At 65.5% G+C, this 23,945-nt stretch carries 24 protein-coding genes and 1 tRNA gene; 14 read left to right on the forward strand and 11 right to left on the reverse strand.

Annotated features, from left to right (window positions below; translation table 11 throughout):
• Positions 1-10: 10 nt before the first annotated feature.
• The gene (locus ACVWW1_RS13210) at positions 11-736 is read right to left on the reverse strand and encodes a site-2 protease family protein (RefSeq protein ID WP_456656073.1); all 726 of its coding nucleotides are present in this window, start codon (positions 734-736) and stop codon (positions 11-13) included.
• 6 nt (positions 737-742) lie between these two features.
• Positions 743-1,633, reverse strand: a complete 891-nt coding sequence (locus ACVWW1_RS13215; protein ID WP_456656074.1) for a DUF2167 domain-containing protein — start codon at positions 1,631-1,633, stop codon at positions 743-745.
• Positions 1,634-2,214: 581 nt separating this feature from the next.
• On the opposite strand from ACVWW1_RS13215, the gene ACVWW1_RS13220 reads away from it, so the two are divergent.
• The 3 genes from ACVWW1_RS13220 to ACVWW1_RS13230 all read left to right on the forward strand — a co-directional run bounded on the left by ACVWW1_RS13220 (position 2,215) and on the right by ACVWW1_RS13230 (position 4,347).
• Entirely contained in the window at positions 2,215-3,555 is a 1,341-nt protein-coding gene (locus tag ACVWW1_RS13220; protein WP_456656075.1) for an RtcB family protein, read from the forward strand.
• 24 nt (positions 3,556-3,579) lie between these two features.
• Positions 3,580-3,654 (forward strand) — tRNA-Cys (locus ACVWW1_RS13225).
• A 150-nt stretch (positions 3,655-3,804) separates the two neighbouring features.
• Positions 3,805-4,347, forward strand: coding sequence for an AAA family ATPase (locus ACVWW1_RS13230; RefSeq protein ID WP_456656076.1), 543 nt, complete (start codon positions 3,805-3,807; stop codon positions 4,345-4,347).
• A gap of 48 nt (positions 4,348-4,395) precedes the next feature.
• On the opposite strand, the gene bamA is transcribed toward ACVWW1_RS13230, so the two are convergent.
• Positions 4,396-6,933, reverse strand: coding sequence for an outer membrane protein assembly factor BamA (gene bamA / locus ACVWW1_RS13235; RefSeq protein ID WP_456656077.1), 2,538 nt, complete (start codon positions 6,931-6,933; stop codon positions 4,396-4,398).
• 288 nt (positions 6,934-7,221) lie between these two features.
• On the opposite strand from bamA, the gene ACVWW1_RS13240 reads away from it, so the two are divergent.
• Both ACVWW1_RS13240 and ACVWW1_RS13245 read left to right on the forward strand, forming a co-directional pair.
• Positions 7,222-7,944, forward strand: a complete 723-nt coding sequence (locus ACVWW1_RS13240) for a response regulator (RefSeq protein ID WP_342722460.1) — start codon at positions 7,222-7,224, stop codon at positions 7,942-7,944.
• Positions 7,941-9,287 carry an ATP-binding protein gene (locus tag ACVWW1_RS13245; RefSeq protein WP_456656078.1) on the forward strand — a complete coding sequence of 449 codons (1,347 nt, stop codon included), beginning with the start codon at positions 7,941-7,943 and terminating at the stop codon, positions 9,285-9,287. The genes ACVWW1_RS13240 and ACVWW1_RS13245 overlap by 4 nt, the downstream gene beginning before the upstream one ends.
• A gap of 4 nt (positions 9,288-9,291) precedes the next feature.
• Here the strand turns inward: ACVWW1_RS13245 and ACVWW1_RS13250 are convergent, their stop codons facing one another.
• Positions 9,292-9,783: an EF-hand domain-containing protein gene (locus ACVWW1_RS13250; protein ID WP_456656079.1), complete on the reverse strand. Its 492-nt coding sequence runs from the start codon at positions 9,781-9,783 to the stop codon at positions 9,292-9,294.
• Between the two features lie 148 nt (positions 9,784-9,931).
• Positions 9,932-10,399: a MarR family winged helix-turn-helix transcriptional regulator gene (locus ACVWW1_RS13255; protein WP_456656080.1), complete on the reverse strand. Its 468-nt coding sequence runs from the start codon at positions 10,397-10,399 to the stop codon at positions 9,932-9,934.
• A 147-nt stretch (positions 10,400-10,546) separates the two neighbouring features.
• Here ACVWW1_RS13255 and ACVWW1_RS13260 point away from each other — a divergent pair, with 147 nt between their 5' ends.
• Together ACVWW1_RS13260 and ACVWW1_RS13265 are read left to right on the forward strand one after the other, a co-directional pair.
• Positions 10,547-10,948, forward strand: a complete 402-nt coding sequence (locus ACVWW1_RS13260) for an Ohr family peroxiredoxin (RefSeq protein ID WP_456656081.1) — start codon at positions 10,547-10,549, stop codon at positions 10,946-10,948.
• 100 nt (positions 10,949-11,048) lie between these two features.
• Positions 11,049-11,453, forward strand: a complete 405-nt coding sequence (locus ACVWW1_RS13265; RefSeq protein WP_456656665.1) for a cupin domain-containing protein — start codon at positions 11,049-11,051, stop codon at positions 11,451-11,453.
• Positions 11,454-11,504: 51 nt separating this feature from the next.
• Here ACVWW1_RS13265 and ACVWW1_RS13270 read toward each other — a convergent pair whose 3' ends face one another.
• Positions 11,505-13,022, reverse strand: a complete 1,518-nt coding sequence (locus ACVWW1_RS13270) for an MFS transporter (protein ID WP_456656082.1) — start codon at positions 13,020-13,022, stop codon at positions 11,505-11,507.
• A gap of 214 nt (positions 13,023-13,236) precedes the next feature.
• Here ACVWW1_RS13270 and ACVWW1_RS13275 point away from each other — a divergent pair, with 214 nt between their 5' ends.
• Positions 13,237-14,139, forward strand: a complete 903-nt coding sequence (locus ACVWW1_RS13275) for a LysR family transcriptional regulator (protein WP_456656083.1) — start codon at positions 13,237-13,239, stop codon at positions 14,137-14,139.
• Positions 14,140-14,160: 21 nt separating this feature from the next.
• Here ACVWW1_RS13275 and ACVWW1_RS13280 read toward each other — a convergent pair whose 3' ends face one another.
• Entirely contained in the window at positions 14,161-15,072 is a 912-nt protein-coding gene (locus tag ACVWW1_RS13280; protein WP_456656084.1) for a LysR family transcriptional regulator, read from the reverse strand.
• 124 nt (positions 15,073-15,196) lie between these two features.
• Between ACVWW1_RS13280 and ACVWW1_RS13285 the strand changes: the two genes are divergently transcribed.
• Genes ACVWW1_RS13285 through ACVWW1_RS13295 form a run of 3 tightly spaced genes read left to right on the forward strand, consistent with a single transcriptional unit; the run spans position 15,197 to position 17,164 of the window.
• Positions 15,197-16,345, forward strand: a complete 1,149-nt coding sequence (locus tag ACVWW1_RS13285) for an MFS transporter (RefSeq protein ID WP_456656085.1) — start codon at positions 15,197-15,199, stop codon at positions 16,343-16,345.
• 25 nt (positions 16,346-16,370) lie between these two features.
• Positions 16,371-16,634 carry a hypothetical protein gene (locus tag ACVWW1_RS13290; RefSeq protein WP_456656086.1) on the forward strand — a complete coding sequence of 88 codons (264 nt, stop codon included), beginning with the start codon at positions 16,371-16,373 and terminating at the stop codon, positions 16,632-16,634.
• A 20-nt stretch (positions 16,635-16,654) separates the two neighbouring features.
• Entirely contained in the window at positions 16,655-17,164 is a 510-nt protein-coding gene (locus ACVWW1_RS13295) for a DUF1993 domain-containing protein (RefSeq protein WP_207838348.1), read from the forward strand.
• Positions 17,165-17,167: 3 nt separating this feature from the next.
• On the opposite strand, the gene ACVWW1_RS13300 is transcribed toward ACVWW1_RS13295, so the two are convergent.
• From ACVWW1_RS13300 to ACVWW1_RS13310, 3 genes are read right to left on the reverse strand one after another with little or no spacing between them, the layout of a single operon-like run.
• A complete protein-coding gene (locus ACVWW1_RS13300; RefSeq protein ID WP_456656087.1) occupies positions 17,168-18,631 on the reverse strand; it encodes a M20/M25/M40 family metallo-hydrolase in 1,464 nt (487 codons plus the stop codon).
• A 15-nt stretch (positions 18,632-18,646) separates the two neighbouring features.
• Positions 18,647-19,882 (reverse strand): MFS transporter, encoded by a 1,236-nt coding sequence (locus ACVWW1_RS13305; protein WP_456656088.1) that lies wholly within the window; start codon positions 19,880-19,882, stop codon positions 18,647-18,649.
• The gene (locus tag ACVWW1_RS13310; RefSeq protein WP_456656089.1) at positions 19,879-20,436 is read right to left on the reverse strand and encodes an N-acetyltransferase family protein; all 558 of its coding nucleotides are present in this window, start codon (positions 20,434-20,436) and stop codon (positions 19,879-19,881) included. Before ACVWW1_RS13310 ends, ACVWW1_RS13305 begins: the two co-directional genes overlap by 4 nt.
• 99 nt (positions 20,437-20,535) lie before the next feature.
• Between ACVWW1_RS13310 and ACVWW1_RS13315 the strand changes: the two genes are divergently transcribed.
• Positions 20,536-21,438, forward strand: a complete 903-nt coding sequence (locus ACVWW1_RS13315; RefSeq protein ID WP_456656090.1) for a LysR family transcriptional regulator — start codon at positions 20,536-20,538, stop codon at positions 21,436-21,438.
• A gap of 127 nt (positions 21,439-21,565) precedes the next feature.
• Here the strand turns inward: ACVWW1_RS13315 and ACVWW1_RS13320 are convergent, their stop codons facing one another.
• Positions 21,566-22,363, reverse strand: a complete 798-nt coding sequence (locus tag ACVWW1_RS13320) for a DUF899 domain-containing protein (protein WP_456656091.1) — start codon at positions 22,361-22,363, stop codon at positions 21,566-21,568.
• A 213-nt stretch (positions 22,364-22,576) separates the two neighbouring features.
• Between ACVWW1_RS13320 and ACVWW1_RS13325 the strand changes: the two genes are divergently transcribed.
• Complete coding sequence (locus ACVWW1_RS13325; RefSeq protein WP_456656092.1) at positions 22,577-23,086, forward strand: MarR family winged helix-turn-helix transcriptional regulator; 510 nt, start codon at positions 22,577-22,579, stop codon at positions 23,084-23,086.
• A complete protein-coding gene (locus ACVWW1_RS13330; protein ID WP_456656093.1) occupies positions 23,083-23,943 on the forward strand; it encodes a DMT family transporter in 861 nt (286 codons plus the stop codon). The genes ACVWW1_RS13325 and ACVWW1_RS13330 overlap by 4 nt, the downstream gene beginning before the upstream one ends.
• Positions 23,944-23,945: the final 2 nt, after the last annotated feature.

Below are 23,945 nucleotides of genomic sequence, written 5' to 3' on the forward strand. Positions count from 1 at the left end.
CTTGCTCCTGTCATGCCGGATGGGCGATCCGACTCAACATCTCATGGACGTCATAGGTCATGATCGCAAGCAGCGCAGCAAGTCCGAGATAGGCGGCGCCGTATTCGAGCTTGGTCTGAAGCGGAACGCCATAAAAGGCGATGTTCTCGGGAGCGAGAGGATCGTAGCGCCACGCCTGCAGCAACTGGGGCGCGGCAAGAATCGCGACGATCAGCAGCATCGGGCTCGGTCGGTAAAGCATCAACGCCAGAAGGATCGGCACACCGACGAACCAGATCCGGGGACTGAGCACCGCCGTCACCCTGCCGCCGTCGAGCGGCGACACCGGCAGCAGATTGAACAGATTGAGGAACAGGCCCGAATAGGCGATCGCCAACAGAAGACCGCTGTCTTCGGATCGTGCCCATAGATAGACCGCCAGCGCCGCGACCGTTCCGGCGACGGGACCTGCGATTGCGACATAGGCCTCGGTCTCGACATCTTCCGGATGGTCCTTCAGTGCGATAAAGGCGCCCATGAACGGAATGAAAGCCGGCGCTCCAACATCAAGGCCGCGTTGCCGCGCGGCAACGTAGTGCCCCATCTCGTGCGCAAACAACAAGGCGATGAATCCTGCAGCGTAGCGCCAGCCCCAGATCGTCGCGTAGACCGCAAGCGACAGCAGCATGCTGCCGCCGCTGGCTGCGAGCTTGCCCCATTTCAGACCCGAGAGAAGCAGGAGCAGCAGCGCCTTCACGTCACATCACCGCCCACATCTTTGCGCGGCTTGCGACGGAAGAATTTCATGATGCCGGCGCCGAATGCCGCAACGGCGAGCAGGATCACCTTGGCGAATTTCAGGACAAACCGCCGTCACGATCGCCAGCACTCCGAGCTTCTTGGCGGCAACCCCGCCGATCAGTGCAGCGAGGCCGTAGGCGGCAACGCGATCGGTGCTGGCGCTGAAATCCTCGTAACGCTTGCCTTCATTGTAGGAAAGGTCGGCGAGCAGTTCCCGCGCGACCGGCTTTTCACTTTCGATGCGATCGGACTGCGACAGCAGATTCAGGCTAAAGTAGCCGTCTCGTCCGAGCGCATAGGTGTTGAAGTTGACGCCCTTGGGCAGGTTATCGGGCTGCCCCTTGTCCTTGCCCAGCATCGACCACACCAGGCGGTGCGTCGCGGCATCATAGGCCGGTGGCTGGATCCATCCGACCACTTCCAACTCGGGGAAGCCGCGCGCGACGCGATCCTTGTTACTCTCCTCGACGCCTTCCTTGATGCTGCTCAAGAGCTCGTCGGCGTTCCAGTTCTTCGCATCGTCATCCTTGATGTAGCCTTCCTTGACGTAGCGAATGACCACGATCCACTGATCATTCTTGCGCGTGCCGACGACGAGGCCGACAAAGGTCGCATCGTTGACGAGATTGCCAAGCGCCCGCAACACGCGCGTCCCTTCGGTCTTCGGGACGAAGAAATATCCCTCCGGCAGCTTCAGCTTGGCCTGATCGATCAGCGTCACGTCTGCGGGACCAGCGGTGCCGGCATGGCTCGCAGCCTGCCAGGCGGCCACCAGTTCGGCTTTTCGTGCGGCTTCACTTGGCGGCGAGCCCTGCCCGAATGCAGGTAGCGCCGCGAACAGAACCGCCAACATGATGGCTGCGATGGAAATCACCTTTTGCACAAGCGCGCCCCTCTTGATCATGAATTGGACCGGTGTCCGGTAACAACTCTAAATAGCAGTGTTAAATGACAAACTACATATAGGATCGTCGCTTTTCCAAAGCGTCGACACCGCCCTGCTCCAGTACCGCCGGCCGCGCCACCCGGAATGCGGAATCGCTTCACGTCATGAAAGCGCGACGCGATCACACCAACCGCTCGTGCACGCCACTTGACATTCAGAGGTTGCAGGCGTATTTCGGCGGCCCTCGCGAGCGCTATGTTCGCGAACCAATGCGAGCGAAGCGATGCAACCGATACCGCAGCAAGGATACGAACGGATCCGCCGACTGTCAGCCAGTCTACGGCCGATCGTCTGTGCATGCCCGGTTCATGGGAGCGGTCTCGCTTAGGCGCGATCGACAATCCGTACTTCACGGACCCTCCCGAGCCAGCCGCTTCGGAGGGTTTTTTGTTGCCCACGCGCGGTCTGGTCGAACTCCAAAAGCGACAAATCCCGAATGGCCGCGTGGAATGCGTGCGGCTGATCCGGATTCAGCAGGAACCAAGACAATGCGACGATCTGATCCCAACCAGGAGCGCGCCCGCGAACTCTGCCTCGCTGCGGGCATCGATCCGGATTCCCGCGTCGGCGAAGGCCGTGGCCAGCCGGCCTGGTGTCTGTATCGCGATGCCGCCCGCAAGGAGAAGCTTGCGCGCGAAGCCGATGCGGCCTCGGCGGAGATTGCGATGCTGCGCCCGCAGGAGGAGCGTTTCAAGAACGCGCCGCTGAAGCTGTTCGGCGAGCATGATGCGGCGACCATCAAGCAGATGCATAACTGCATGGCGGTTGGCAACGTCGTGTCCGGCGTGATCTGCGCGGATGGCCATCTCGGCTACGCCCAGCCCGTCGGCGGCGTGATCGCCTACGAGAAGCAGATCAGCATCTCCGGCGTCGGCTTCGACATCGGCTGCGGCAACATGGCCGCGCGGCTCGACGTGCGCTTCGACGACATCCGTGCGACTGTCCCGACCATCATCCGCGACGTTGCCAAGGTGATCTCCTTTGGCATCGGCCGGAAGAACATCGAGAAGGTCGAGCACGCGCTGTTCGACGATGGCGACGCCTGGCGCGAAAGCGACATGGAGGCCTACCGGCAGAAGGCGATCGGCCAGCTCGGCACGGTCGGCTCCGGCAACCACTATGTCGACCTGATGCGCGACGAAGCCGGCTTCGTCTGGATCGGCGTCCACTTCGGAAGCCGCGGGCTCGGGCACACCAGCGCGACCCGTTATCTCAAGGCCGCCGGCGGCAGGGACGGGATGAATGTCCCGCCCGCCATCGTCGACGAGGATTCCGAGCTCGGGCGCCGCTACATCGCCGCGATGCAGCTCGCCGGGCGCTACTCCTATGCGGGCCGCGAGTGGGTCGTGGACCGTGTCCGCCAGATCATTGGCGGCAAGGTCACCGATTCCGTGCACAACCACCACAACTATGCCTGGCGGGAAACGCATGACGGCAGGGATTTGTGGGTGGTGCGCAAGGGCGCGACGCCGGCGTTCCCCGGCCAGCGGGGCTTTGTCGGCGGGTCGATGGGCGATGATGCCGTCATTCTCGAGGGCGTCGATAGTCCGGAGGCGAAGGCCTCGCTCTACTCGACGGTGCACGGCGCCGGCCGGCTGTTCGGCCGCAACGAAGCCAAGCGCCGCTTCACGCGCGAGGAGATGGACCGCTGGCTCAGCGAGCGCGGCGTCACGTTGGTTGGCGCCGATCTCGATGAAAGCCCGATGGCCTATCGGCGCCTGCCGGAGGTGCTTGCCCGGCATGCCGGAACGATGAAGGTGCTGCACACGCTGCGGCCGTTTGCCGTCGCCATGGCGGGTGAAGGCGAGTTCGATCCGTTCAAGGACTAAAGCGAGGCGTACGCGCCTCGCTCGGGTGCGGTGGCGAAATGGGAACGCCGCGGTCTGCAAAACCGCCATGAGCTGGTTCGATTCCGGCCCGCACCTCCAGCAATGTTGCCTGCGCTCGCCCCGAACGCTAACCTGATCGCGCCCGTCGAGCGATCTCCGGGCAATCCCCCAGACATGCGAGTGCCGTCAAACGTTCCGCGACCGCGGGACGCTACTCTGCTTTCTCCGTTGCAAGGAAAGGACCCCCTCTTGAACAGTCGCTTCGTCCTGATCTCCGGCTGCTCCGGCGGCGGAAAATCGACCCTGCTGGCGGAACTGCGCGCACGCGGCTATCCGGTCGTCGAGGAGCCCGGCCGCCGCATCATCGCGGAGGAGCTTGTGTCGGGCGGCAACGCCCTGCCCTGGGTCGATACCGCGGCCTTCCTGCGCCGCGCCATCGACGTCGCGCTGAAGGATATGGCGATCGCCAAGCCCCATTCCGGATGGGTGTTCTTCGATCGCGGCCTCGTCGACGCGGCGTCGGCGCTGGAGGCGCTGACGGGTGAACCGGAGCTGCACCCGGTCTGCTCCGACCATCGCTACCACGCGCGCGTGTTCATGACGCCGCCATGGCCCGAGATCTACGTTACCGACGCGGAGCGACGGCACGACTTCGAGGCGGCGACGGCGGAGTATCAGCGGCTGACGGAGACGCTTCCCATGCTCGGCTACGACGTCATCAGCCTGCCGAAGACGTCTCCGTCGGAGCGCGCAGATTTCGTGCTGGCGACGCTCGCGGCATCGATAGACTGATCAGACCGTCACTCCGCGGCCTCGTCGGCAGGTCGCAGGCTTGCCAGATCAGAACGACGTCCCGCCGCCGAACCTGAACTCCTGCACAATGTCGTACTTGCCTTTCGTGATCGGCACGGCGTAGTCGAAGCGCAGCGGACCGAAGGGCGACGCCCAGATCAGGCCGACACCCACCGAGGTTCGCACCACGTTGTTGTCGTCGTATTGCAAGCCGCAGGTCGGGCACGCCGGCGTGTTGACCTCGCCGGTCGCGGTCCACGACGTCGGTCCTTCGTAGCCCCAGAGCGAGCCGGCATCGGCGTAGACCGCCCCCTTCAGCCCAACCTCCGAGGGTAGGAACCAGAACGGCATCTGCAGCTCGAACGAGGCGCCCCAGTACTTGGTGCCGCCGAGCGCATCGCCGACCGCCCCGAAACTCGCATAAGTGATGTCACGCGGCCCGATGCCGTTGGTGGCAAAGCCGCGCACCAGGTTCGGCCCCATCTGGAAGTGATCCAGCATGCGCAGATCGTTGTCGCCGACCTTGGTGAGCACGCCGCCCTGCAGATGGATCAGGCCGATGAGGTCGGACACCAGCGCCGTGTAGTATTTCGCATCGACCGCACTCTTGAGATACGTCACGTCGCCGCCGACGCCGGCAAAATCCTGCTTGAAGTCGATCAGCAGGCCGTCGGTCGGGTTCTTGTTGTTGTCGAGCGTGTTGTAGGTCAGCGTATAGCCGATCTGCGAGGTCCAGCTCGCGCCCGCAGCCAGCTCCTTGCGCACGGGCAAGGTGGATTCGCCGTCGCCGTAGCAACCATATCCATAGAGCCCGGATGAGACCGAGTTGGTCGGATCGACGCCGCCGAGCACATCCTTGATGTAAGCGGGCGTAGGATTGAACGCGAGCGATGTGTTGGAGGCATTGTTGTTGCAGTTGTTATAGGCGCTATCGAGCGAGACTTCCTGCTGATAGAGCGAATAGCGCAGCTGGAGCGTCAGGTCCTCGCGCAAGGCGAGACCCAGCCGCGGCGCGAACCCGATCGTCTTCACGCCATAGGTCGTGTAGTCGGTCGGCAGCTGCTCCTTGTAATACGCATCGAGCCCGAGCGCGATGCGGTAGTCGAGCAGATACGGCTCGACAAAGGAGAGCGACAGGCCGCGCGAATACTGGCCATAGCTGACCGTCGCCTTCGCGAACAGGCCGCGGCCGAGCAGGTTGCGTTCGGAGACGCTGACCTCGGCGAGTGCGCCGTCGGTCGTCGAGTAACCGCCCGAGACCGAGAAGTCGCCGGTCGACTTCTCCTCCAGATCGACGATCAGGATCACCCGATCGCTCGATGAGCCGGGCTCGGTGGTGATCTTGACCGTCTTGAAGTAGTCCAGATTCTTCAGCCGCCGCTCGGCACGATCGACCAGCGCACGGTTATACGCATCGCCCTCGGAGAGATCGAACTCGCGCCGGATCACGTAATCGCGCGTGCGGCCGTTGCCGCGAATGTCGATCCGCTCGATATAGGTGCGCGGCCCCTCCTCCACGCGGAACATGATTCCCACCGTGTGGGCCTCGAAGTTCCGGTCGCCGTCCGGACGGACCACCGCGAAGGCGTAGCCGCGGCGCGACGCTTCGATCTGCATATCCTCGACCGACTTCTCGATCGCCTCGACATTGTACAGCGAGCCTTCGCTGACCCGCGAAAGCGAACGCAGGATGCCCGGATCGAAGCCCGCAACAGTCGAGCGGAAGCTCACCGTCGCAACGCGGTACTGCTGTCCCTCATCGATCTTGAAGGTGACCTGAAAACCCTTGCTCTCGCGGTCATATTCGGCGAGCGCGGCCACCACCTGCACGTCCGCATAGCCGTGCTTCAGGTAGAAGCGGCGGATAAGGTCGCGGTCGGCCTCGACGCGGTCGGGGTCATAGATGTTGGCGCTGCCGAGAAAGCTCAGAAAGTTCGTTTCATGGGTCTTGATCACATCCTTCAGGCGCGCAGCCGTGAAGGCGTTGTTCCCTATGAACTCGATGGTCTTGATACCGGTCTTGGCGCCCTCGTCGACGGTGAAGACGAGGTCGACGCGGTTGTTCGAACGCTCGATGATCTCGGGCGTGACACGCACGTCGTAGCGGCCCGAGTGGCGGTAGATCTCGGCGATCCGCAGCGCATCCGACTGCACCATTGGTCGCGATAGCGTGCCTCGCGGCTTGGATTGCACCTCGGCCGAGAGCTGCTCGTCCTTGACCTTCTTGTTGCCCTCGAACGCGACACGGTCGATCACCGGGTTCTCGACGACCGAGACGACGATCCGTCCGCCCGTGTGATTGATCTTGACGTCCTGGAACAACCCGGTCCCGACCAGCTCCTTGAGCCCGTCGTCGATCGCAGCCTGATCGAGATGACCGCCCGGCCCCGGCCTGAAATAGGAGCGGATGGTCTCCGCCTCGACCCGCCGGTTGCCTTCGATCGCAATCGCATCGACCGATTGGGCCGCCACCGGCGCCAACAACAGCCAAGTGACTGGCCAAGTCACCGGCCAGATCACTGACGTCGCCGGGATCGAAAATCCCGTCAGCACAATCGCCGCGACAAAGCTTCGCCACGTCTTCATTCCACACCTCGCGAACAAGCCACCCGTTGTGACGGGATCGTGATGGCTGCGGTGTGGCTGCTGGATTGCGGGATTATTTCCAGTGATTGGGGACTGTGAGCGCTGTACGACGCAGCCCCGGTCCCGGTTTTGTTTCCGGCCGCGAGCGCCGCTTACAGTTCAGAAACACTATGCTTACGAAAAGGCGCAATGCCGCCCACAAGCGATGCGCATGCTGGTCGATTGGTGGCTAAGCCAGCGCGCTGCAATGCGCGCAAATGCCCTGATGACGAGGCCCAGTTGCAAACCATGCTCGCACATACGCCAAAAATCCTGGTCGTCGAGGACGATCTGCCGACCAGAGACTTGATTGCCCGTTACCTGCGCGACCAATCGTGCCTGGTGGCCACCGCCTCGAACGGCAAGGAAATGGATCGTTACCTTGCCGGACACTCCCTCGATCTTGTTGTGCTCGACCTGATGCTGCCGGGAGAGGACGGACTGACGCTGTGCCGGCGCCTTCGCAGCGACTCGACGATTCCGATCATCATGCTCACGGCAAAGGGCGAGGACCTCGACCGGATCCTCGGGCTCGAGATGGGGGCGGACGACTATCTCGCCAAACCCTTCAATCCGCGCGAGCTGCTGGCGCGGATCAACGCGGTGCTGCGCCGCCAGGCCCAGGCCGGTCTTGCCGGGCGCTCCGGCCAGAGCGCCGCGCGCCTGCGCTTCCAGGATTGGACCATCGATCTTCGCCTGCGCGAACTGCGCGATCCCGACGGCGCCCAGGTCCCGCTGACCAGCGCGGAGTTCGACCTGCTGCAGGCCTTCTGCGAGCGGCCCGGCCGGATCCTGACGCGGGACGGCCTCTTGACCATGACGCGCAGCCGGCCGGCCAGCCCGTTCGGGCGCAGCATCGACGTGCTGGTCAGCCGGCTTCGCCGCAAGCTCGATACAGGCGAAGGACCGTCGGTGATCAGGACGGTGCGCACCGGCGGCTACATCTTCACGCCGCATGTGGAGGACGCATGAGCTGGACCCGCAGGATTGCCGCGCTCTTCAGCTTCCGCCGGATCAGCGGCCAGATCGCCGCGCTGGTCCTGTTTTCGCTGGTGTTGATCCATGCGCTGATCGGGCTTTATTTCACCAGCCAGAAACCGAGATCGTTTGCAGACAGGCCGATCCATCAGTTCCAGCTGGTTGCCAGGCTTCTCGCCGAGACCCCTACGGCCGAGCGCGCAATGCTGTTGCAGGCGGCCGATCGGGCGTTTCCCCGGCTGCACTTCACATTGCGCGACGCAGCTCCAGGCTCGTCCGGCGATACCTCGTCCGAGATATCAGGCGTCGACGATGTCGATCTGGAGTTTTCGACGAAGACCGCGCCGGCGGCGGTACGGTTGCCGGACGGAGCCCTGTTCGAAGCGACGATCGGGCCGACGAAAATGCCGCCCTTCTTCGGCGTATTCTGGGTCAGCACATTCCTGTTCCTGTTCGTCAGCGTCACGCTGCTCGGCGTATGGGCCGGCCGCGCGCTCAGTGCTCCGCTCTCCGCATTTGCCCGCGCCGCCGAGAATTTCAGCATCAGCCAGGCGGCCGCTCCGCTTGCCGAGACCGGCCCGGAGGAGATCCGCGCCGCCGCGGTCGCACTCAATCGGATGCGCGAACGCATCACCACGCTGATGAATGACCGCACGCGCATGCTCGCTGCCATCAGTCACGACTTGCGGACGCCGATCACCCGGCTGCGGCTCAGATCCGAATATATCGAGAACGACGCCCAGCGCGCGGAGACCCTGCACGACCTCGACCAGATGCAGGCCATGCTGGAATCGGTGCTGTCATTCCTGAGCGGCGGCAGCGCGGCGAAGCCGACCCTTGTGAACGTAGCCGCGCTGCTGCAGACGATCAGCGAGCAGTTCTCCGATTGCGGCCATGTCGTGCGCTACCACGGCCCGCTAAGGGCTTCACTGTTGATCCGCCCCAGCGATATCAGCCGGACCGTGACGAACCTGGTGGAGAATGCCCTGCGGTTCGGCAGCGAGGTCGATATCAGGCTGACCGCATCCGCCGATCAAGCGACCATCGACGTATCGGACGATGGCCCGGGGATTCCGGAGCACCGCCGGGCCGAGATGTTGAAGCCCTTCGTCCGCGGTGACGAGGCCCGCACGATGGACGAGAAGAGCGGCTTCGGGCTCGGCCTTTCGATCGCTCAGGCCATGGTGTGCGGCCACGGCGGCGAGCTGTCCTTGCACGACAATGCACCCCACGGCCTGCTTGTCCGGATCAGATTGCCAGTCGCCGTGCATCCTGGATCGGATCGAAGCGGGCCAAGTCCGGCTCACCCTGCGCTTCCGGAGCTCGTGTCCGGCTAGACCCTCAGGATCGCTTGCCCCTACCGCCGGGCTTCTTCTCCTCGGTCGTCGACCCCTTGAGCTCTTCCGGCGTGACGCGGCAGTCGCCGTTCTTGTCGTTCTGGAGGATGAACTCGTTCGGCTTCTCGACGAACTCGCGGCGGGTAATCTTGCCGTCCAGGTTCTCGTCGAAGTAACCGAAATCCGCATCGGCGAGCGCGCCGCCGGCGCGGCGAACGCCCTCGAACTCGGCCGGGGTAAGATTTCCGTCATGATTGCGGTCGGCGCGATCGAACAGCCGCCCGAGATAGGCTTTCCACTCGTCGCAGGTGTAAACGCCATCATGATTGGCGTCCCAGATCTCGGCCGCGATCGCCGGCGAACGATCGTCGCCCGCGCGCGGCGAAGGCTGTGCTCGATCCGGTGAAGCCGGTTGCGCCACCGCGAACGGCCCTGCCGTCCAAAGCAAACTCGCCGTCGCGATCATCCCGCAGACAAATGGCAACTTTCCGCGCAACTCGAACTCTCCTCCGCGTCATCCAGAAGCGGAGCGGAGATGCCGGTTGCGCCGTGGCGAAAATGCGGAACGATGCGGCGCGGATACAGCCCGTTACAATTTGGTCCGGCAGCACGTCGTGATGCACCCGCGCGCCGCTGCCGCAGCCTCAGCCCTTCTTCGGATCGCCGCGCGTATGCTGCAGCAGATTGTCGCGCAGCCTGACCACGCTCTTCTGCACGATGGGAAATTCGTCACCGAGCCCGGTGGCGTCGACCAGCGACGCGTTGATCTCCTTGTCGAGCAGGCGCCGGCCCGCCGCCGTCAGGCTCACGCGCACCTGCCGCTCATCGGCGGGATCGCGGACGCGGCTGATGTAGCCGCTCTGCTCCAGCTTCTTGAGGATCGGCGTCAGCGTGTTGGATTCCAGGAACAGCTTCTCGCCGAGCGCGCTCACGGTCTGCTCGTCCGCCTCCGACAGCGCCACCATGGCAATGTACTGAGTATAGGTCAGGCCGACCGCGTCGAGGATCGGCTTGTAGGCGCGGCCAAAGGCCAGATTGGCCGAATAGACCGCAAAGCACAGAAAATTCGAGAGTTTTCGGCCCTTGGTCTCGGCCTTGGCGGTGCGGGTCACGGGCGTCTCCGGAGTTTGTGAAGTCTCGGCCAATATAAATCGTATCCGATCAAATCGGAAGTGCTTGACATGGCCAAACACGGGGCCTATTTCATGGCGCATCCGATTAGATCGGACACGATCTATATTCAACCAAAGGAGCTTGCCATGACCGCCAATGCAAAGGTTCTCGTCACCGGAAAGACCCACGTCACCGCCGGCCCGAACGGCGCCGCCCGCTCGCGCGACGGCTTCCTCGACGTCAAGCTGCCGCAGCCGCACCCGGCCGCCGAAAACCTGTTCGCCGCTGCCTGGTCGGCCTGCTACATCGGCGCGATCCAGCTCGCCGCCGGACAGCGCAAGATCAAGCTGGCGAGCGAGCCCGAGGTCGATGCCGAGATTGATCTCAACCAGGCCGGTAGCGCCTTCTTCCTGAGCGCGCGCCTCAACGTCCACGTTGCCGGCGTCGAACGCAAGGTTGCCCAGGAGCTGATCGAAGCCGCGCACGGCATCTGCCCCTACTCCAAGGCGGTCCACGGCAATATCGACGTCACCACCACCCTTGTCTGAGACAATCGCATGACAACTTCCGACGCGGACCGGCCGCCTGCCGGTCCGCGGTCGGACAAGTCCAGAAGGCAACCCGGAGCTCAAGATGACCAGCAAGCTGATGACGGCGACGCGCCTGCTCGCAAGAGCGGCCCTGATCGCCGGAAGTTTCCTGACGATACCGACTGCCCAGGCGCAGCAGCCGGCCGGGTTCACGCGAACCGATTTGCAGCGCCAGGACCTCAGCTCACCCGGACGCGAAGCCGTCCAGGTGCGCGTCGACATCGCGCCCGGCAAGGCATTCGGCCGGCATACGCATCCCGGCGAAGAGATCATCTATGTGCTCGCCGGCACGCTCGAATACGACGTCGACGGCAGACGGCCGGCAACGCTGAAGGCGGGCGACGTGCTGTTCATCCCCGCAGGCACGATCCATGCGGCAAGGAACGTCGGCAGCGTCACCGCCAGCGAGCTTGCGACCTATATCGTCGAAAAGGACAAGCCGCTGCTGACCCTCGTGAAGTGATCTCCGCTGCCCGCCCGCCCCTGTCCCGGGGCGAGCGCGGCGACATCAGGTTCACTTGGTGCCCTGAACTTCGGCCTGCCGCACCGGCCGAGCGTTGAAGATCAGGAAGCTGATGGCGGCCATGACCCACACGCCGATGCCGCCATAGAGCATCACCCAGCCAAAGCCGCTCGCCAGCGCCTGATGCACGATCGGGCCGGTCAGCTCCGGCGCGGATGCGGCATCACCGGCCGCGATCCGTTCCGCGATGCTGCGGAGCTGCGCGCCGTCCAGCGCGGGCAGCACGGCCTTCAGATGCGCCAGCACGCCGCTCGCCAGGATGAAACCCATCAGGGCGATGTTGACCGAAAGCGAGACCATCCGCGCGCTCATGTCGATGCCGGAGGCCATGCCGGCGCGGTCGCTCGAGACCGAGCCCGTCGTCGTGTTGGTGACCGGCGTGTTGGTGATGCCGAGGCCAATTCCGGCGATCAGGCAGCCCGGCAGCATCGTCAGCCAGTCGGGCTGTGCGGCGGCGCTGCCGAACTTCATCAGCATGAATCCGACGCCGATCGTGAACAGACCGGCTGGAATGATCAGGCCCGGCTGGTAGCGCAGCGACAGGCGCTCGGCGAAGGGTGGCATCACCAGCGTCGGCAGCGTGTAAGCGAGCAGCGCAAGGCCGGCGGACACGCTGTCATAGCCGAGGCCGGCGTGAAACCAGATCGGCAGATAGATCATGAACGGCCAGTAGCTGAGGTTCATCGCGGCCGAACCGACGATCGAACCGGAGAAAGCCGGTGTCCGAAACACCGAGAAGTCGAACATCGGCCGCCGGCTGATCCTCTCGGCAACGAGGAATGCGATGAAGCTCAGCGCGGAGACGCCGAGGATCGCGAGCCCCTTGGGGCTGACGAAGCCGAGATCCGGCCCCTGCGTGATGTAGAAGGCGAGGCAGAACACCGCGAGCGACATCGTGACGATGCCGGCGACATCGAGGCTGCTCGCCTTCGGATCCTTCGATTCATGCACGCCGCCGATCGTGAGCACGAACGCGACCGCTGCGAACAGCACGTGGACCAGGAACACCCACTCCCAGCTCAGCAGCGCCACCACAGCACCGCCGATGATCGGGCCGAAGCCGAGACCGATGCCGAAGATCACGCCCCACCAGCCCCAGGCGACGGCGCGCAACCGGCCGCCCTGGAATTCGTGCGACAGCACGGCTATCTGGCAGATCAACAGCGCGCCGCCGCTCAGCCCCTGCAGCAAGCGGGCGATGATCAGCATTTCGACGCTCTGGGCGACACCGCAGATCAGCGAGGTAATGCCGAATGCCGCGATCGCGACCAGGAAGATGCGCTTGCGCCCGTAGCGGTCCGCCACCGTCCCGATCGCCATCAGAACCGTGGTCACCGCGATCGTGTAGGCGTTCATGATCCATTGCAGCGCCTTGAAGTCGGCATGCAGCACCCGCTCCAGCGTCGGCAGGATCGCGGGGATGCTGGAGATCTCCAATCCAAACATCAGGCAGGCAAGACATACGGCGGACAACACGACGGCGCCGCGGCGGCTCAGTTCAGTGGACATGATCAGGCCTTTTGTTGTGGCAAGCCAACGGCATACCGCACGCTGTTGCCAGGGTGCTGGCAGCAGCGTCGGTCGATCGACTCACGATGTATTGAGGCAGCAACGGCAGGAATCGGGTGGCCGCGGCGCTTCACAACGCAAAGCTAGTCACGGCTTGAGCATTGGTGAATTGGATGACTAGATATTTCAGAGACAACAATTCCGGATGACTGACATGACCACGCTCGACGTCGATGCCGTGAAGACCTTCGTAACCATCGCCGACCTCAGGAGTTTTACGCGCGCAGCCGAGACGCTCGGCACCACGCAGGGCGCGATCAGCGTCAAGCTGAAGCGGCTCGAGAGCCAGGTCGGCCAAAGACTGATCGAGCGCACACCGCGGCTGGTGCGCCTGTCAGCACAGGGCGCGGCGTTCCTCGCGCCCGCACGCGAGCTGCTCGCCGCACATGATCGCGCGGTCGCGGGGCTGTCGCCGGCACGGCCACGCCGCTTCTCGCTCGGCATTGCCACCCATGTCGGAGGCGCCGAGGTTCCAACCCTGCTGGCGCGGCTCCACGCACACGATCCGGCGCTCACCATCGAGGTCCGGCTCGACGATTCCCGCGATCTCCTCACCGCCTTCGATCGCGGCGACATCGATGCCGCCATCATCCGCCGCGAGGACGACGGCCGCGACGGCGAGACGCTGACGACGGACCACTATGGCTGGTTCGCGACGCCGGACTTTGTCCATCGCGCGGGCGAGCCGCTGCGCCTGGCCGCCTCCTCGCCATCCTGCGGCGTGCTCAACATTGCGACGCGCGCGCTCGCGGCAGCGGGCATCCCGTGGACGGAAAGCTTCCTCGGCTGCGGATCCTTTGCGGTCGCCGATGCGGTGGCCGCCGGCCTTGCCACGTCGGTGTTCTCCTGCCGGCTTGCGCCTGCCGGAACGATCGAGGTCAGCCGGCGGTTTGGCCTGCCTGCCCTGCCGCCCTCCGAGATCGTGCTGCTGTCCGCGCTCTCGGATGCGCGGTCCCGCGCCGCACTGAAGACCATCGTCAGTGCGTTTCGCGAGCATTATCGGTTGCCTGCGGATCGCACGACACGGACCATCCCGGCAGAAGTACTCGAGATGTGAACGGTCCGCGTCCCCTGTCGGCTATCGCCCCGCGCGGCCGGCTCGCCTTCCCTCGAGCAGCGCGCGCTCCGATGCGAGCGCCTTGGCCAAAAAATCCAGCGTGGCGCGGATGCGCGCGGTGCGCTTGAGATCGTCATGCGTCAACAGCCACAGCGCCGATCGCGGCTCGGCGAGCGCCCTGGGTGTCAGGCGGCGCAGCGCGGGCGCGAGATCGCCGACATAGCAGGGAAGCAACGCAAGCCCCAGTCCCGCGGCCGCGGCATCGCGCAGCGCCGGAAGCGCGTCGACGCGGCAGGCGAAGCGCGCCGAGCGCAGGTTCTCGCGCATCCAGCCGGCGATCACGGTTGCCGCCAGCGCATCGTCGAGCCCGATCCAGTCGTGTGCGGACAGATCCTTGTCATCATGCCGGGCGAGATAGACCCGCGATCCGTAGACCGCATGGGCAATATCGGCAACGCGCCGCCCGACCAGCAGTTCGGACGGCGCCGGCGTCGGCCGGATCGCGATTTCGGCCTCGCGGCGCGTCAGGTTCGCCATCGCATTCGAGATGATGATCTCCGGCTGGATCTCCGGATGCGCGATGCGCATTGCGGGCAGATGCCGCATCAGCACCGCGCCGAGCGTATCCGTCGTCGTGATCCGGACCGGGCCTGACGGCCTCAAGTCCTGTCCCGCCAGCCTGCGCTCGAGCGCGAGCACTTCGTCCTCGAGCCGGGCCGCCGACGCCGCCGCGGTCTCGCCGGCCGGTGTCGGCGCGTAACCATCGCGAAAGCGCTCGAACAGCCGCGTTCCGATCGCTGCTTCGATCGCGCCGAGGCGGCGAAACACCGTCGAATGCGTGACGCCTAGTCTGCGCGCCGCCCCGGACAGGCTGCCTTCGCGCGCGACGGCGAGAACGAGGCGAAGATCATTCCAGTCCAGCGGGCTGTTCATTTTTGCAAACTCGATTAGCAGAGTTCGCGAATATCTTATCACAAACAGACAGGCCATCTTCCCGAAAAGTTTGACCGACGGGCGCACCTCGTGCGCCGCGCCGGCAACGCAGAGGAGCTGGCGGGTGACAAGCGAGACCACCGAGACGTTGCAATTGCACGGCACGCGGCCGGCAACGGTCGACCCGCGGCGATGGCTGGCGTTGCCCGTGCTGCTCACCGGCGCCTTCCTGCCGATCCTCGACTTCAACGTCGTCAACCTCGCGCTGCCGGCCATTCGCGACAATCTCGGCGCGACGGCGAGCGAGGTGCAGTTCGTGATCTCGGCCTATGCCGCGACCTACGCGGTATTCCTGATCACGGGCGGCCGGCTCGGCGACCTGCTCGGCCGCCGGCGCATGTTCCTGACCGGCGTCGCCGGTTTCACCATCGCGTCGGTGTTGTGCGGTGTTGCGTGGTCGCCGGGCGTGCTGGTCGCCGGACGGATCCTGCAGGGCCTCACCGCCACCGTGATGGCGCCGCAGGTGCTGGCCTCGATCCGCGTGCTGTTTCCAGCGGCCGAACAGGGCCGCGCGCTCGGTTTCTACGGCGCGACGTTCGGCCTTGCCAACATCTGCGGCCAGGTGCTCGGCGGCGTCCTGGTCTCGGCCCATCCGCTTGGGCTGGCCTGGCAGGCGATCTTCCTCATCAACGTGCCGATCGGCCTCATCGCGTTCATCGGCGGACTGCTGTTCCTGACCGACTCGCGCGCCGAGCATGCACAACGGCTCGACATCGGCGGCGTCATCCTGCTGTCGCTCACGCTGGGCTTCCTGGTCTATCCGCTGATCGAGGGAAGGGAATCCGGCTGGCCGGCCTGGATCGTCGCGATGCTGCTGGCCTCTCCGCTGATGCTCGTTGCCTTCGTCCGCTTCGAGGCGCGCCTGAAAGCCAGCGGCGGCGACCCGCTGGTCGCACTGCATCTGCTGCGCAACAGCGATTTCGTCATCGGGCTGGTGATGGCGCTCGCCTTCTACATGCTGTCGTCGTTCTACCTGACCTTTGCGATCTACCTGCAAAGCGGGCTGCATTTTTCACCGCTGGCGGCCGGCCTCGCTACCCTGCCCTTTGCCACCGGCTTCTTCGTGAGTTCGCTGGTGTCGTCCCTGGTTATGCAATGGCTCGGCGCACGCACGCTGACGCTGGGCTTCGCGCTCCAGGTCATCGGCTTCGGTGTCGTGATGCTGTCGGTCAGTGGCGCGCTGCCCCAAAGCCTTGAATTCGGCCTGATCTGACGGCGGGCTCGGCTTCGGCGCTGTGATGCCGTCGGTCATCAAGGCCGTGATCGGCAGCATTGATCCGCGCCATGCGGGTCTGGCATCGGGGATGATGATCTCGACCTTCCAGATCGGTGCCGCACTTGGCGTCGCCATCATCGGCGGCGTGTTCTACAGCCTGCTCGGGCCGCATCCGCAGGCCGACGATTACGCGCACGCCTTCACGGTCGCGCTCGGCTGCAATGTCGCGCTGCTGGCGCTCGGCGGCTGGCTATCGCTGTGGCTGCCGCGCGAGCCTTCGGCTTGAAGTGAGAGGAGGACAATTCCATGAACGCCCCGTTATACGACGCCTCGGTTCCGGTGTTCCGGCAGATGCTCGACGCGCTTGCCGATCTGCTGCGCAAGGGCGAGGCCCACGCCCGCGAACGCGGTCTCGATCCCGACGCCATGCTCGCGACACGGCTGGCGCCCGACATGCTGACGCTGGTCGGCCAGGTGCAACGGGCCAGCGATCACGCCAAGGGCGCCGCCGGGCGGCTCGCCGGCCTCGAGCCACCGCCCTTTGCAGACGACGAACAGACCCTCGCCGAGGCCTACGCCCGGATCTCGCGAACGCTCGACTACATCGACACAGTCCCGGTTCGGGCATTCGACCGAGCGGCGGAACGCACCATCACCTTGCCGTTCGGCGTCCCGCCAATACCGGCAGCGCGCTATCTGTACGGCTTCGCGCTGCCGAGCCTGTTCTTCCACGTCACGACCGCCTATGCCATCCTGCGCCATCGCGGCGTGCCGCTTGGCAAGCGTGACTTTCTCGGTAACTACATCTCGAACTGAGCCCTATTTCTTCGTGACCTCGCGAAGCGTGTTGTAGACCCACTCCGCCCCCTGCTTGATGGCCTCGACGCCGATCCTTTCGTCGTTGCCATGCATCCGGCTCAGGATGTCGTCGTCGAGCGGATAGGGATAGATGCCGTAGACGGGCACGTTGCGCTCGCGCCAGGCGATGGCGTCGGTGCCCGCTTCGAACATCGTCGGCACCAGAACGGCGTTCTTCCAGACCCGCTTCGCGTTGCGGTCCAGCGCCGCATAGAGCTCGGTATTGATAGGTGACGCCGGGATCTTGGAGCGCATCAGATACGCGTCCCGCGCATCCTGTTGCGACAGCGACGTTACAATGCTGACGTCGATGCCGGGATCGTCGATCGCACGTTTGATCTCCTCGATCATCTGATCCGTGGTGGTGCCCGGCAGCAGCCGCGTGTTCACCACCGCCTTGGCGTCGCCGGGGATGACGTTGGGCTTGATGCCGGCGTCGATCATGGTGATCACCATGGTGTCGCGCAGCAGCGCGTGCAGCAGCAGGCTGTCCTTGGGATTGTCGGCGACCAGTTTCTTTCCGGCTGCATCGAGATCGGCCTGGTCCTTTGCGGCCAGTAGCTGCTTGATATCGGCTGCCGTCTGCTCCGAACTGATCGGAAGCAGCGCCTCGAAATAGGCTTCGGTCGCCGGCACGAGCTTGACGGCCGGATCATGCACCGCCAGCTTGGCCAGCGCCGCGATCAGCCGGTCGTTGGCCATCGCACCCGCCGGGAACGGCCGCGAGGAATGACCGGAGGGGCCGGTCGCCTCCAAGGCGAAGGTCGCCGAGAGCTTTTCCGCCGTCGTGACGTTGATCTGGCGCACCGTGCCGTCGCGCTCCTGCAGCACATAGCCGCCTTCGTTCAACGCGAATTCCGCGTCAATCTTGTCCCAATGGTTCTTCGCCAGCCACACCGTGCTGTACGGCCCCTGCTCCTCGTCGGCTTCAGCCAGGAAGATCACGTCGCGTGACAGCGGCGTCTTCTCCTCGGCGAGCCGCATCACCGCGCTGGCGAAGACGGCGAGCCCGCCCTTGAAGTCCATCGCGCCGCGCCCGTAGACGAAGCCGTCCTTTTCGACGCCGGCGAACGGCTCCACGGTCCACTTCTCGCGCTCGACCGGAACGACATCGGCATGCGCGGCCAGCAGCACCGGCTTCCGCGAGCCGTCGCCGCGCAGCCGCGCGATGAAATGCGCGGCCTTGCCGTTCGGGGCGACGAAGATGTCCACCTCGGCGCCGAGCGGCGCGAATTGCGACTTCAGGTATTCGGCAAGCGCCCGCGTATCGCCCGGACCGTTCGAGGTATCGAAGGAGATCAGCTTCTTGAGCAGCGCAACCGTCCGGTCACCCGGCTGCTCGGCGCGCGCCTGTCCCGCTCCGGCACAGGATAGCAGCGCGGCAAGGGCCAAGGCAACGACGCGGGTCTTGGTCGACGGCACCATGTTCTTCTTCCTCCCTTATCTGGTTTTGCAACAGGATAACTTGCGCCGCTCACCGCAGCGAGTCCTTGAACTCAAGAAGTCCTGGGGAACATCACCTTCAGCATCGCGGCCGCGAGCAACGTCGTCACGGCAAGGCAGGTGGAGAGATAGAGCGCGCTGGCATCGCCGTACCGGTCGATGATGACTGCATAGACCAGCGGCGCCGCCGCGGGCAGGGATGAAGCTCGGAACGATGAGCCGGCCGACCAGCGTGCCATAGCTGCGATGATCGAACAGGATCAGCGGCAGCGTTCCCCTGGTGATGGTCAGAATGCCGTTGCAGGCGCCGTAGAGCAGCGCGAAGGCGATCGCCATCTCCTTCGACGTTCCGCTGAACAGACCGGCGATGAACGACAGCGGCATGATCAGGCAGGCCATCATATTGAGCGCGAGCGGATCGAGCCGTGCACCGAACAGGACCTCACAGAGACGCGCGGCGGATTGCCCAATGCCCCGAAGCGTGGCGATCCATACCGCCACAGTGACGGTGAGCCCGAACCCGGCGAGCACCGCGATCATGTGCGCGGACATGCCGGCATTGAGGAAATTCGCGCCCGTCATGATCACGGCATAGAGTCCGCCGGCCGCCACGAGCTGCCGGCGGCTGGCGGCGCGCGGTTGCTTGGATGCCGGCGCCATGGAGCTCGGCACGCCGGCAAACCGCTTGTTCGGGATCAGCAGATGCAGCGGGACCGTCAGCAGTGCGAGCCCGGCATAAACCAGCACCGCGACGCGCCAGCCGAACTGTTCCGAGAGCGTGTGGCCGAGCGGCCAGAATACCGTGGCCGCCAGGCCACCGAGCAAGGTGATCCCGGACATCGCGCGGCGCGCCTCCGGTCCGCCGATCCGGGCCAGCGCCGCGAACGCCGCATCGTAGAGCGTCAGCCGCATGCCGAGGCCGAGCACGATCCAGGATGCGAAATAGGTCGAGATCTGATGCGAGACCGCGAGACCGGCGCAGCCGAGCGCGTTGATCACAGCACCTGCGACCATGACCTCGCGGCCGCCGCTTCTGTCCACCCATCTCCCCGCAAGCGGTGACGCCACGCCCATCGCCAGCAGCGCCGCGGCGAAGCCGCCGTAGACGATGTCGCGCCCCCAGCCGAGATCCGCGGCGATCTGCTCGCCGAAGCCGCCGATCAGATAGTAGGTGGCACCCCACGAGATCAGTTGAGCCAGCCCGAGGGCGGCCACGACGCGGCGGGCGATCACCGTGGCAATTCCCTCTCCGCAGGAAGCGTGGAGGCGCCCGGCCCAAGCGGCCGCTGCATCAGCACGGTGTCGACCCATTGCCCCAGCTTGAAGCCGACCGATCTCAGCGTCCCGACCATCTCGAAGCCCATGCGACGGTGAAGCGCGATCGATCCGGCGTTGCCGCTGTTGCCGATCACCGCCAGCATCTGCCGCCACGGCCCCGCTTCGGTGCGCGCGATCAAGCCCTGAAGCAGCGCCACGCCGATACCGCGGCCGTGCAGCCCGTCGGACACGTAGACCGAGTCCTCGATGGTGTGGCGATAGGCCGGCCGCGGCCGATACGACGTCGCATAGCAATAGCCGGCGACCCGGCCATCAACCTCAGCCGCCAGATACGGCAAGCCCGCGGCCACCACCGCGTTCCGGCGGCTGCGCATCTCGTCCACCGTCGGCGGCACCTCCTCGAAGGTCGCCAGTCCGTTGAGCACGTGATGGGCGTAGATGCCCTGCACGCCAATCATGTCGTCGTCCGCTGCGTCGCGCACCACGACGCCGTTGCTGCCTGCCGTCATTCCGTCTCTCACCCGAGCCGTCAATATTGCCCGAGCATGCGCCCTCGCGTTATATAAGTGAAGCTTTGGTTGGTTATGCGCAGCATAAGAGATGCTTTGATGAAGAGCCTCAACCTCGACTATCTCGAAAGCTTCGCCGTCGTGATCGATTGCGGCAGCTTCTCCGCCGCGGCCGAGCGGCTGCAGCTCACCCAGCCGGCCGTGAGCCTCCAGGTGCGCCAGCTCGAGAAGAGCCTGAATGCGACCTTGATCGAGCGGGTCGGACGACGGGCGAGGCCGACGGCCGCCGGCGTCGCCTTGCTCTCGCACTCGCAGCAGATCAGCGCGGCTGTGACGTCGGCGGTCGACGCCGTCGCGCAGCAGACCACGGGAACGGCAGGCCGCGTACGGCTCGGCACCGGTGCGACCGCCTGCATCTTCCTGCTGCCGCCGATCCTGAAAGAGCTGCGCGCCGCGCTGCCCTCGCTCGAGATCACCGTCACGACCGGCAACACGGCGGAGATCGCGCGGGCGGTCGAGGACAACACGATCGACGTCGGGCTGGTCACGCTGCCGGTGTCGGGGCGAAGTTTTGAGATCACCCCCGTCATGAATGACGAGTTCGTGCTGATCGCGCCGCACGACATGAAGCTGCCGGCGCGGATCACGCCGGAGGTGCTGGCGACCAGGCCGGTTCTGCTGTTCGAGCCCGGCGGCAACACAAGGCGTACCGCGGATGAATGGCTGGCGCGCGGCGGCGTGTCGCTGAAGCCGCTGATGTCGCTCGGCAGCGTCGAGGCGATCAAGGAGATGGTGCGCGCCGGCCTCGGCTGCGCGATCCTGCCGGGCATGGCGGTGCCTGCCAAGACCAAGCAGCGCGACCTGATCGTCCGGTCGCTGTCGCCGAAGCTCTACCGCCGGCTCGCGGTCGTGATCCGCCGCGACAAACGCCTCGACCGCGGGCTGCGGCAGACGCTGTCGGCGCTGAAGGGACTCGCGGGCGCGAAGGGCGACGGCCGGTAACGCGTTTTCGAGCGAAGTGGCCCCCGGTTCGCGTCAAGAAAACGCGTCGAAACAAGAAACCAAAGCTTATCGAGTCAGAACCGAAGCTTTGGGGAGGACGCCGCGCGTCCTCCCTGCTCCACCCCCGTCAAGTCGCCTTTCGTTCCTGCTCCGCGATCTTGCGGAACGCGGCTTCGCCGGCGTCGGTCACGGCGGCCCACTTCGCATTCGGCGCGGCCTCGGCCTCGTAATTGTCGTGCCAGTTCCACCATTTGTAGGTCGGGCCCTGCGGATAGCCTTTCGGCGAATCCTCCCACAGTTCCTGGCGGCCGAACGGCGTGATGTCGAGATAGCTCCACACCGTGCCCATCGATTCATCGCCACGGCTGTTGACGAGATAGGTGCGGAAGATCCGCTCGCCGGCGCGGATGAACACGTTGTGGCCGTGCCATTCGGCGACGCCGAAGTCGGCATCGAAGCTGTCGGTGATCGTGTACCACGGCATCTCCCAACCCATCCGCGCCTTCAGCCGCGCGATATCGGCCTGCGGCGCGCGCGAGGCGTAAGCGAGGGTGGTGTCGCGCTGGTTCAGATGCGAGAGATGGCCGACCTGATCGGCGCCGAGCGAGCAGCCGCGGCAGCCGTGATCCGGCCAGCCGAACACGCCGGGCTCGAAGAACGCGCGGTAGACGATCAGCTGCCGGCGGCCTTCGAACAAATCGAGCAGGCTCGCCTTGCCGTTCGATCCCTCGAAGACATAGGCCTTCTCGACCGCCATCCACGGCATCCGCCGCCGCTCGGCGGCAAGCGCATCGCGCGCGCGCACCTGCGCTTTTTCCTTCACCAGCATCTCCAGACGCGCCGCCTCCCACGCCTCCCGCGACACCACGGGCGGGGTCTGCATTGCCGCCAGTCCGCCGCGATCGTTTTCAGCCGATTTGCTCATGATGATCTCCATCTCCGAATTGGACGAACTCCGCGACCACGGCGCGGTTCCCGCGCCGAGGCCGTTCGTCATTGGCCATGCCGCAATCTGGCGCGGCGGCAACGGATGATGGGAGTGACAAGTGTGTCGGGATTTTCGCGCATGCGCTCCGATCGCTTCAATCTCCTTGCACAATACTTGCACTTTGCAATTATCTGTGCGAGCCTCGCCGCCATGAAGCAAACCGCTGCCCCCGCGTCCGACGATGGCCTGAAGCTCAGCACCTGGCTGCCCTATCGCCTGTTCCTCGTCGCGGCGCAGGTCGCCCGCCCGCTCGAAAGTTTCTATAGCGAGACGTTCGGATTGAGCCAGGCCGGCTGGCGAATCCTCGCCGTCATCGCCGAGCGCGATGCGGCCAACGCCTCCGAAATCGGCCGCGCCTGCGCGCTCGATCCGTTCGCGGTCAGCCGCGGCATCGGCCAGCTCACAGAACTCGGCTTCGCGATGCGGCGGCCGGGCAAGACCGACCGCCGCTTCGCCGCGGTCAGCATCACCCGCAGCGGCCGGAGCGCCTTCAACCGGATCGCCGCGTTGGGCAGCGCGATCGAAGCACGGTTGCTTGCGCGCCTGTCGGAGAGCGAGCGAAACACACTCGATTCCGCCCTCACCCGGCTCGAGGGAGAGAGCGCGCGGATCGACGCCGTCGGCTGGCGCGCGCTGCTCGACGACGCCGTAACGCCATGACGGCCGCACTGTTCGCGCTGACCGCACTGCTGTGGGGCGGCGGCGCGCTGGCAACCGCGATGCAGGCCGGCGTCACGCCCGCACCGTGGTCGGTCGCGCTGCGCATGGTGCTCGCCGGCCTCATCCTGCTCGGCTATGGCCGGCTGCGCGGCGTGCCGCTCGCAATCCCGCGCAAGGACCGGCCGGCCGTCGCATTGCAGGGCCTGCTGTTCTTCGCCATTGCCTTCATCGCGTTCTATCAAGCGACCGCGCGGATGCCGAGCGGACTCGCGGCGCTGGTGCTGTCGACATCGTCGCTGTTCGCGGCCGTGATCGCGCGGGCCGCGCTCGGCGTCACGATCTCCCCGAGCTTCGTGTGGGGCGCGCTGTGCGGCATCCTTGGCCTCGCGATCATCTTCCTGCCCGGCGCGACCGCGCATGGCACCGCACCGCTCGCGGGTCTGGCTTGGGCGCTGACGGCGGCGATCGCGACCGGTGCCGGGACGACGGTCGGCGCGCGCAACCAGCGCGCCGGACTGCCCGTCGTCGCCGTGCTGGCCTGGGGCGCATTCGTCGGCGCCGCGGCGAGCGCGGTTTGGGCCCTCGCGACGGGCACGCCGTTTGCCGCCGACGTCTCGCTCTCCTATTTGACGAGCTTCCTCTATCTCGCCATCGCCGCGTCCTGCATCACCTTCATGCTCTATTTCGAGCTGGTGCGCCGGCTCGGCCCCGGCCGCGCCGCCTATACGCTCGCGCTGGTGCCGCTCGTTGCCCTGCTGCTGTCGGCGCTGTTCGAGCACCTCGTGCTGGGCTGGCCGGTGCTCGCCGGCGCCGCCGCGATCCTTGCCGGCAACGTGCTGGTGCTGGCGCGCGGCTAGGT

It is taken from the genome of Bradyrhizobium sp. JR3.5 (assembly GCF_054057015.1).

What these genes read in the sequence shown, in the direction of transcription:
- ACVWW1_RS13280 (WP_456656084.1), bottom strand. Translation starts at nt 15,072, where the DNA reads ATGAACAGCCCGCTGGACTGGAATGATCTTCGCCTCGTTCTCGCCGTC.
- ACVWW1_RS13295 (WP_207838348.1), top strand. Translation starts at nt 16,655, where the DNA reads ATGAACGCCCCGTTATACGACGCCTCGGTTCCGGTGTTCCGGCAGATG.
- bamA (WP_456656077.1), bottom strand. Translation starts at nt 6,933, where the DNA reads ATGAAGACGTGGCGAAGCTTTGTCGCGGCGATTGTGCTGACGGGATTT.
- ACVWW1_RS13310 (WP_456656089.1), bottom strand. Translation starts at nt 20,436, where the DNA reads ATGACGGCAGGCAGCAACGGCGTCGTGGTGCGCGACGCAGCGGACGAC.
- ACVWW1_RS13330 (WP_456656093.1), top strand. Translation starts at nt 23,083, where the DNA reads ATGACGGCCGCACTGTTCGCGCTGACCGCACTGCTGTGGGGCGGCGGC.
- ACVWW1_RS13320 (WP_456656091.1), bottom strand. Translation starts at nt 22,363, where the DNA reads ATGAGCAAATCGGCTGAAAACGATCGCGGCGGACTGGCGGCAATGCAG.
- ACVWW1_RS13260 (WP_456656081.1), top strand. Translation starts at nt 10,547, where the DNA reads ATGACCGCCAATGCAAAGGTTCTCGTCACCGGAAAGACCCACGTCACC.
- ACVWW1_RS13275 (WP_456656083.1), top strand. Translation starts at nt 13,237, where the DNA reads ATGACCACGCTCGACGTCGATGCCGTGAAGACCTTCGTAACCATCGCC.
- ACVWW1_RS13325 (WP_456656092.1), top strand. Translation starts at nt 22,577, where the DNA reads ATGAAGCAAACCGCTGCCCCCGCGTCCGACGATGGCCTGAAGCTCAGC.
- ACVWW1_RS13240 (WP_342722460.1), top strand. Translation starts at nt 7,222, where the DNA reads ATGCTCGCACATACGCCAAAAATCCTGGTCGTCGAGGACGATCTGCCG.
- ACVWW1_RS13265 (WP_456656665.1), top strand. Translation starts at nt 11,049, where the DNA reads ATGACGGCGACGCGCCTGCTCGCAAGAGCGGCCCTGATCGCCGGAAGT.
- ACVWW1_RS13270 (WP_456656082.1), bottom strand. Translation starts at nt 13,022, where the DNA reads ATGTCCACTGAACTGAGCCGCCGCGGCGCCGTCGTGTTGTCCGCCGTA.
- ACVWW1_RS13245 (WP_456656078.1), top strand. Translation starts at nt 7,941, where the DNA reads ATGAGCTGGACCCGCAGGATTGCCGCGCTCTTCAGCTTCCGCCGGATC.
- ACVWW1_RS13220 (WP_456656075.1), top strand. Translation starts at nt 2,215, where the DNA reads ATGCGACGATCTGATCCCAACCAGGAGCGCGCCCGCGAACTCTGCCTC.
- ACVWW1_RS13290 (WP_456656086.1), top strand. Translation starts at nt 16,371, where the DNA reads ATGCCGTCGGTCATCAAGGCCGTGATCGGCAGCATTGATCCGCGCCAT.
- ACVWW1_RS13300 (WP_456656087.1), bottom strand. Translation starts at nt 18,631, where the DNA reads ATGGTGCCGTCGACCAAGACCCGCGTCGTTGCCTTGGCCCTTGCCGCG.
- ACVWW1_RS13215 (WP_456656074.1), bottom strand. Translation starts at nt 1,633, where the DNA reads ATGTTGGCGGTTCTGTTCGCGGCGCTACCTGCATTCGGGCAGGGCTCG.
- ACVWW1_RS13315 (WP_456656090.1), top strand. Translation starts at nt 20,536, where the DNA reads ATGAAGAGCCTCAACCTCGACTATCTCGAAAGCTTCGCCGTCGTGATC.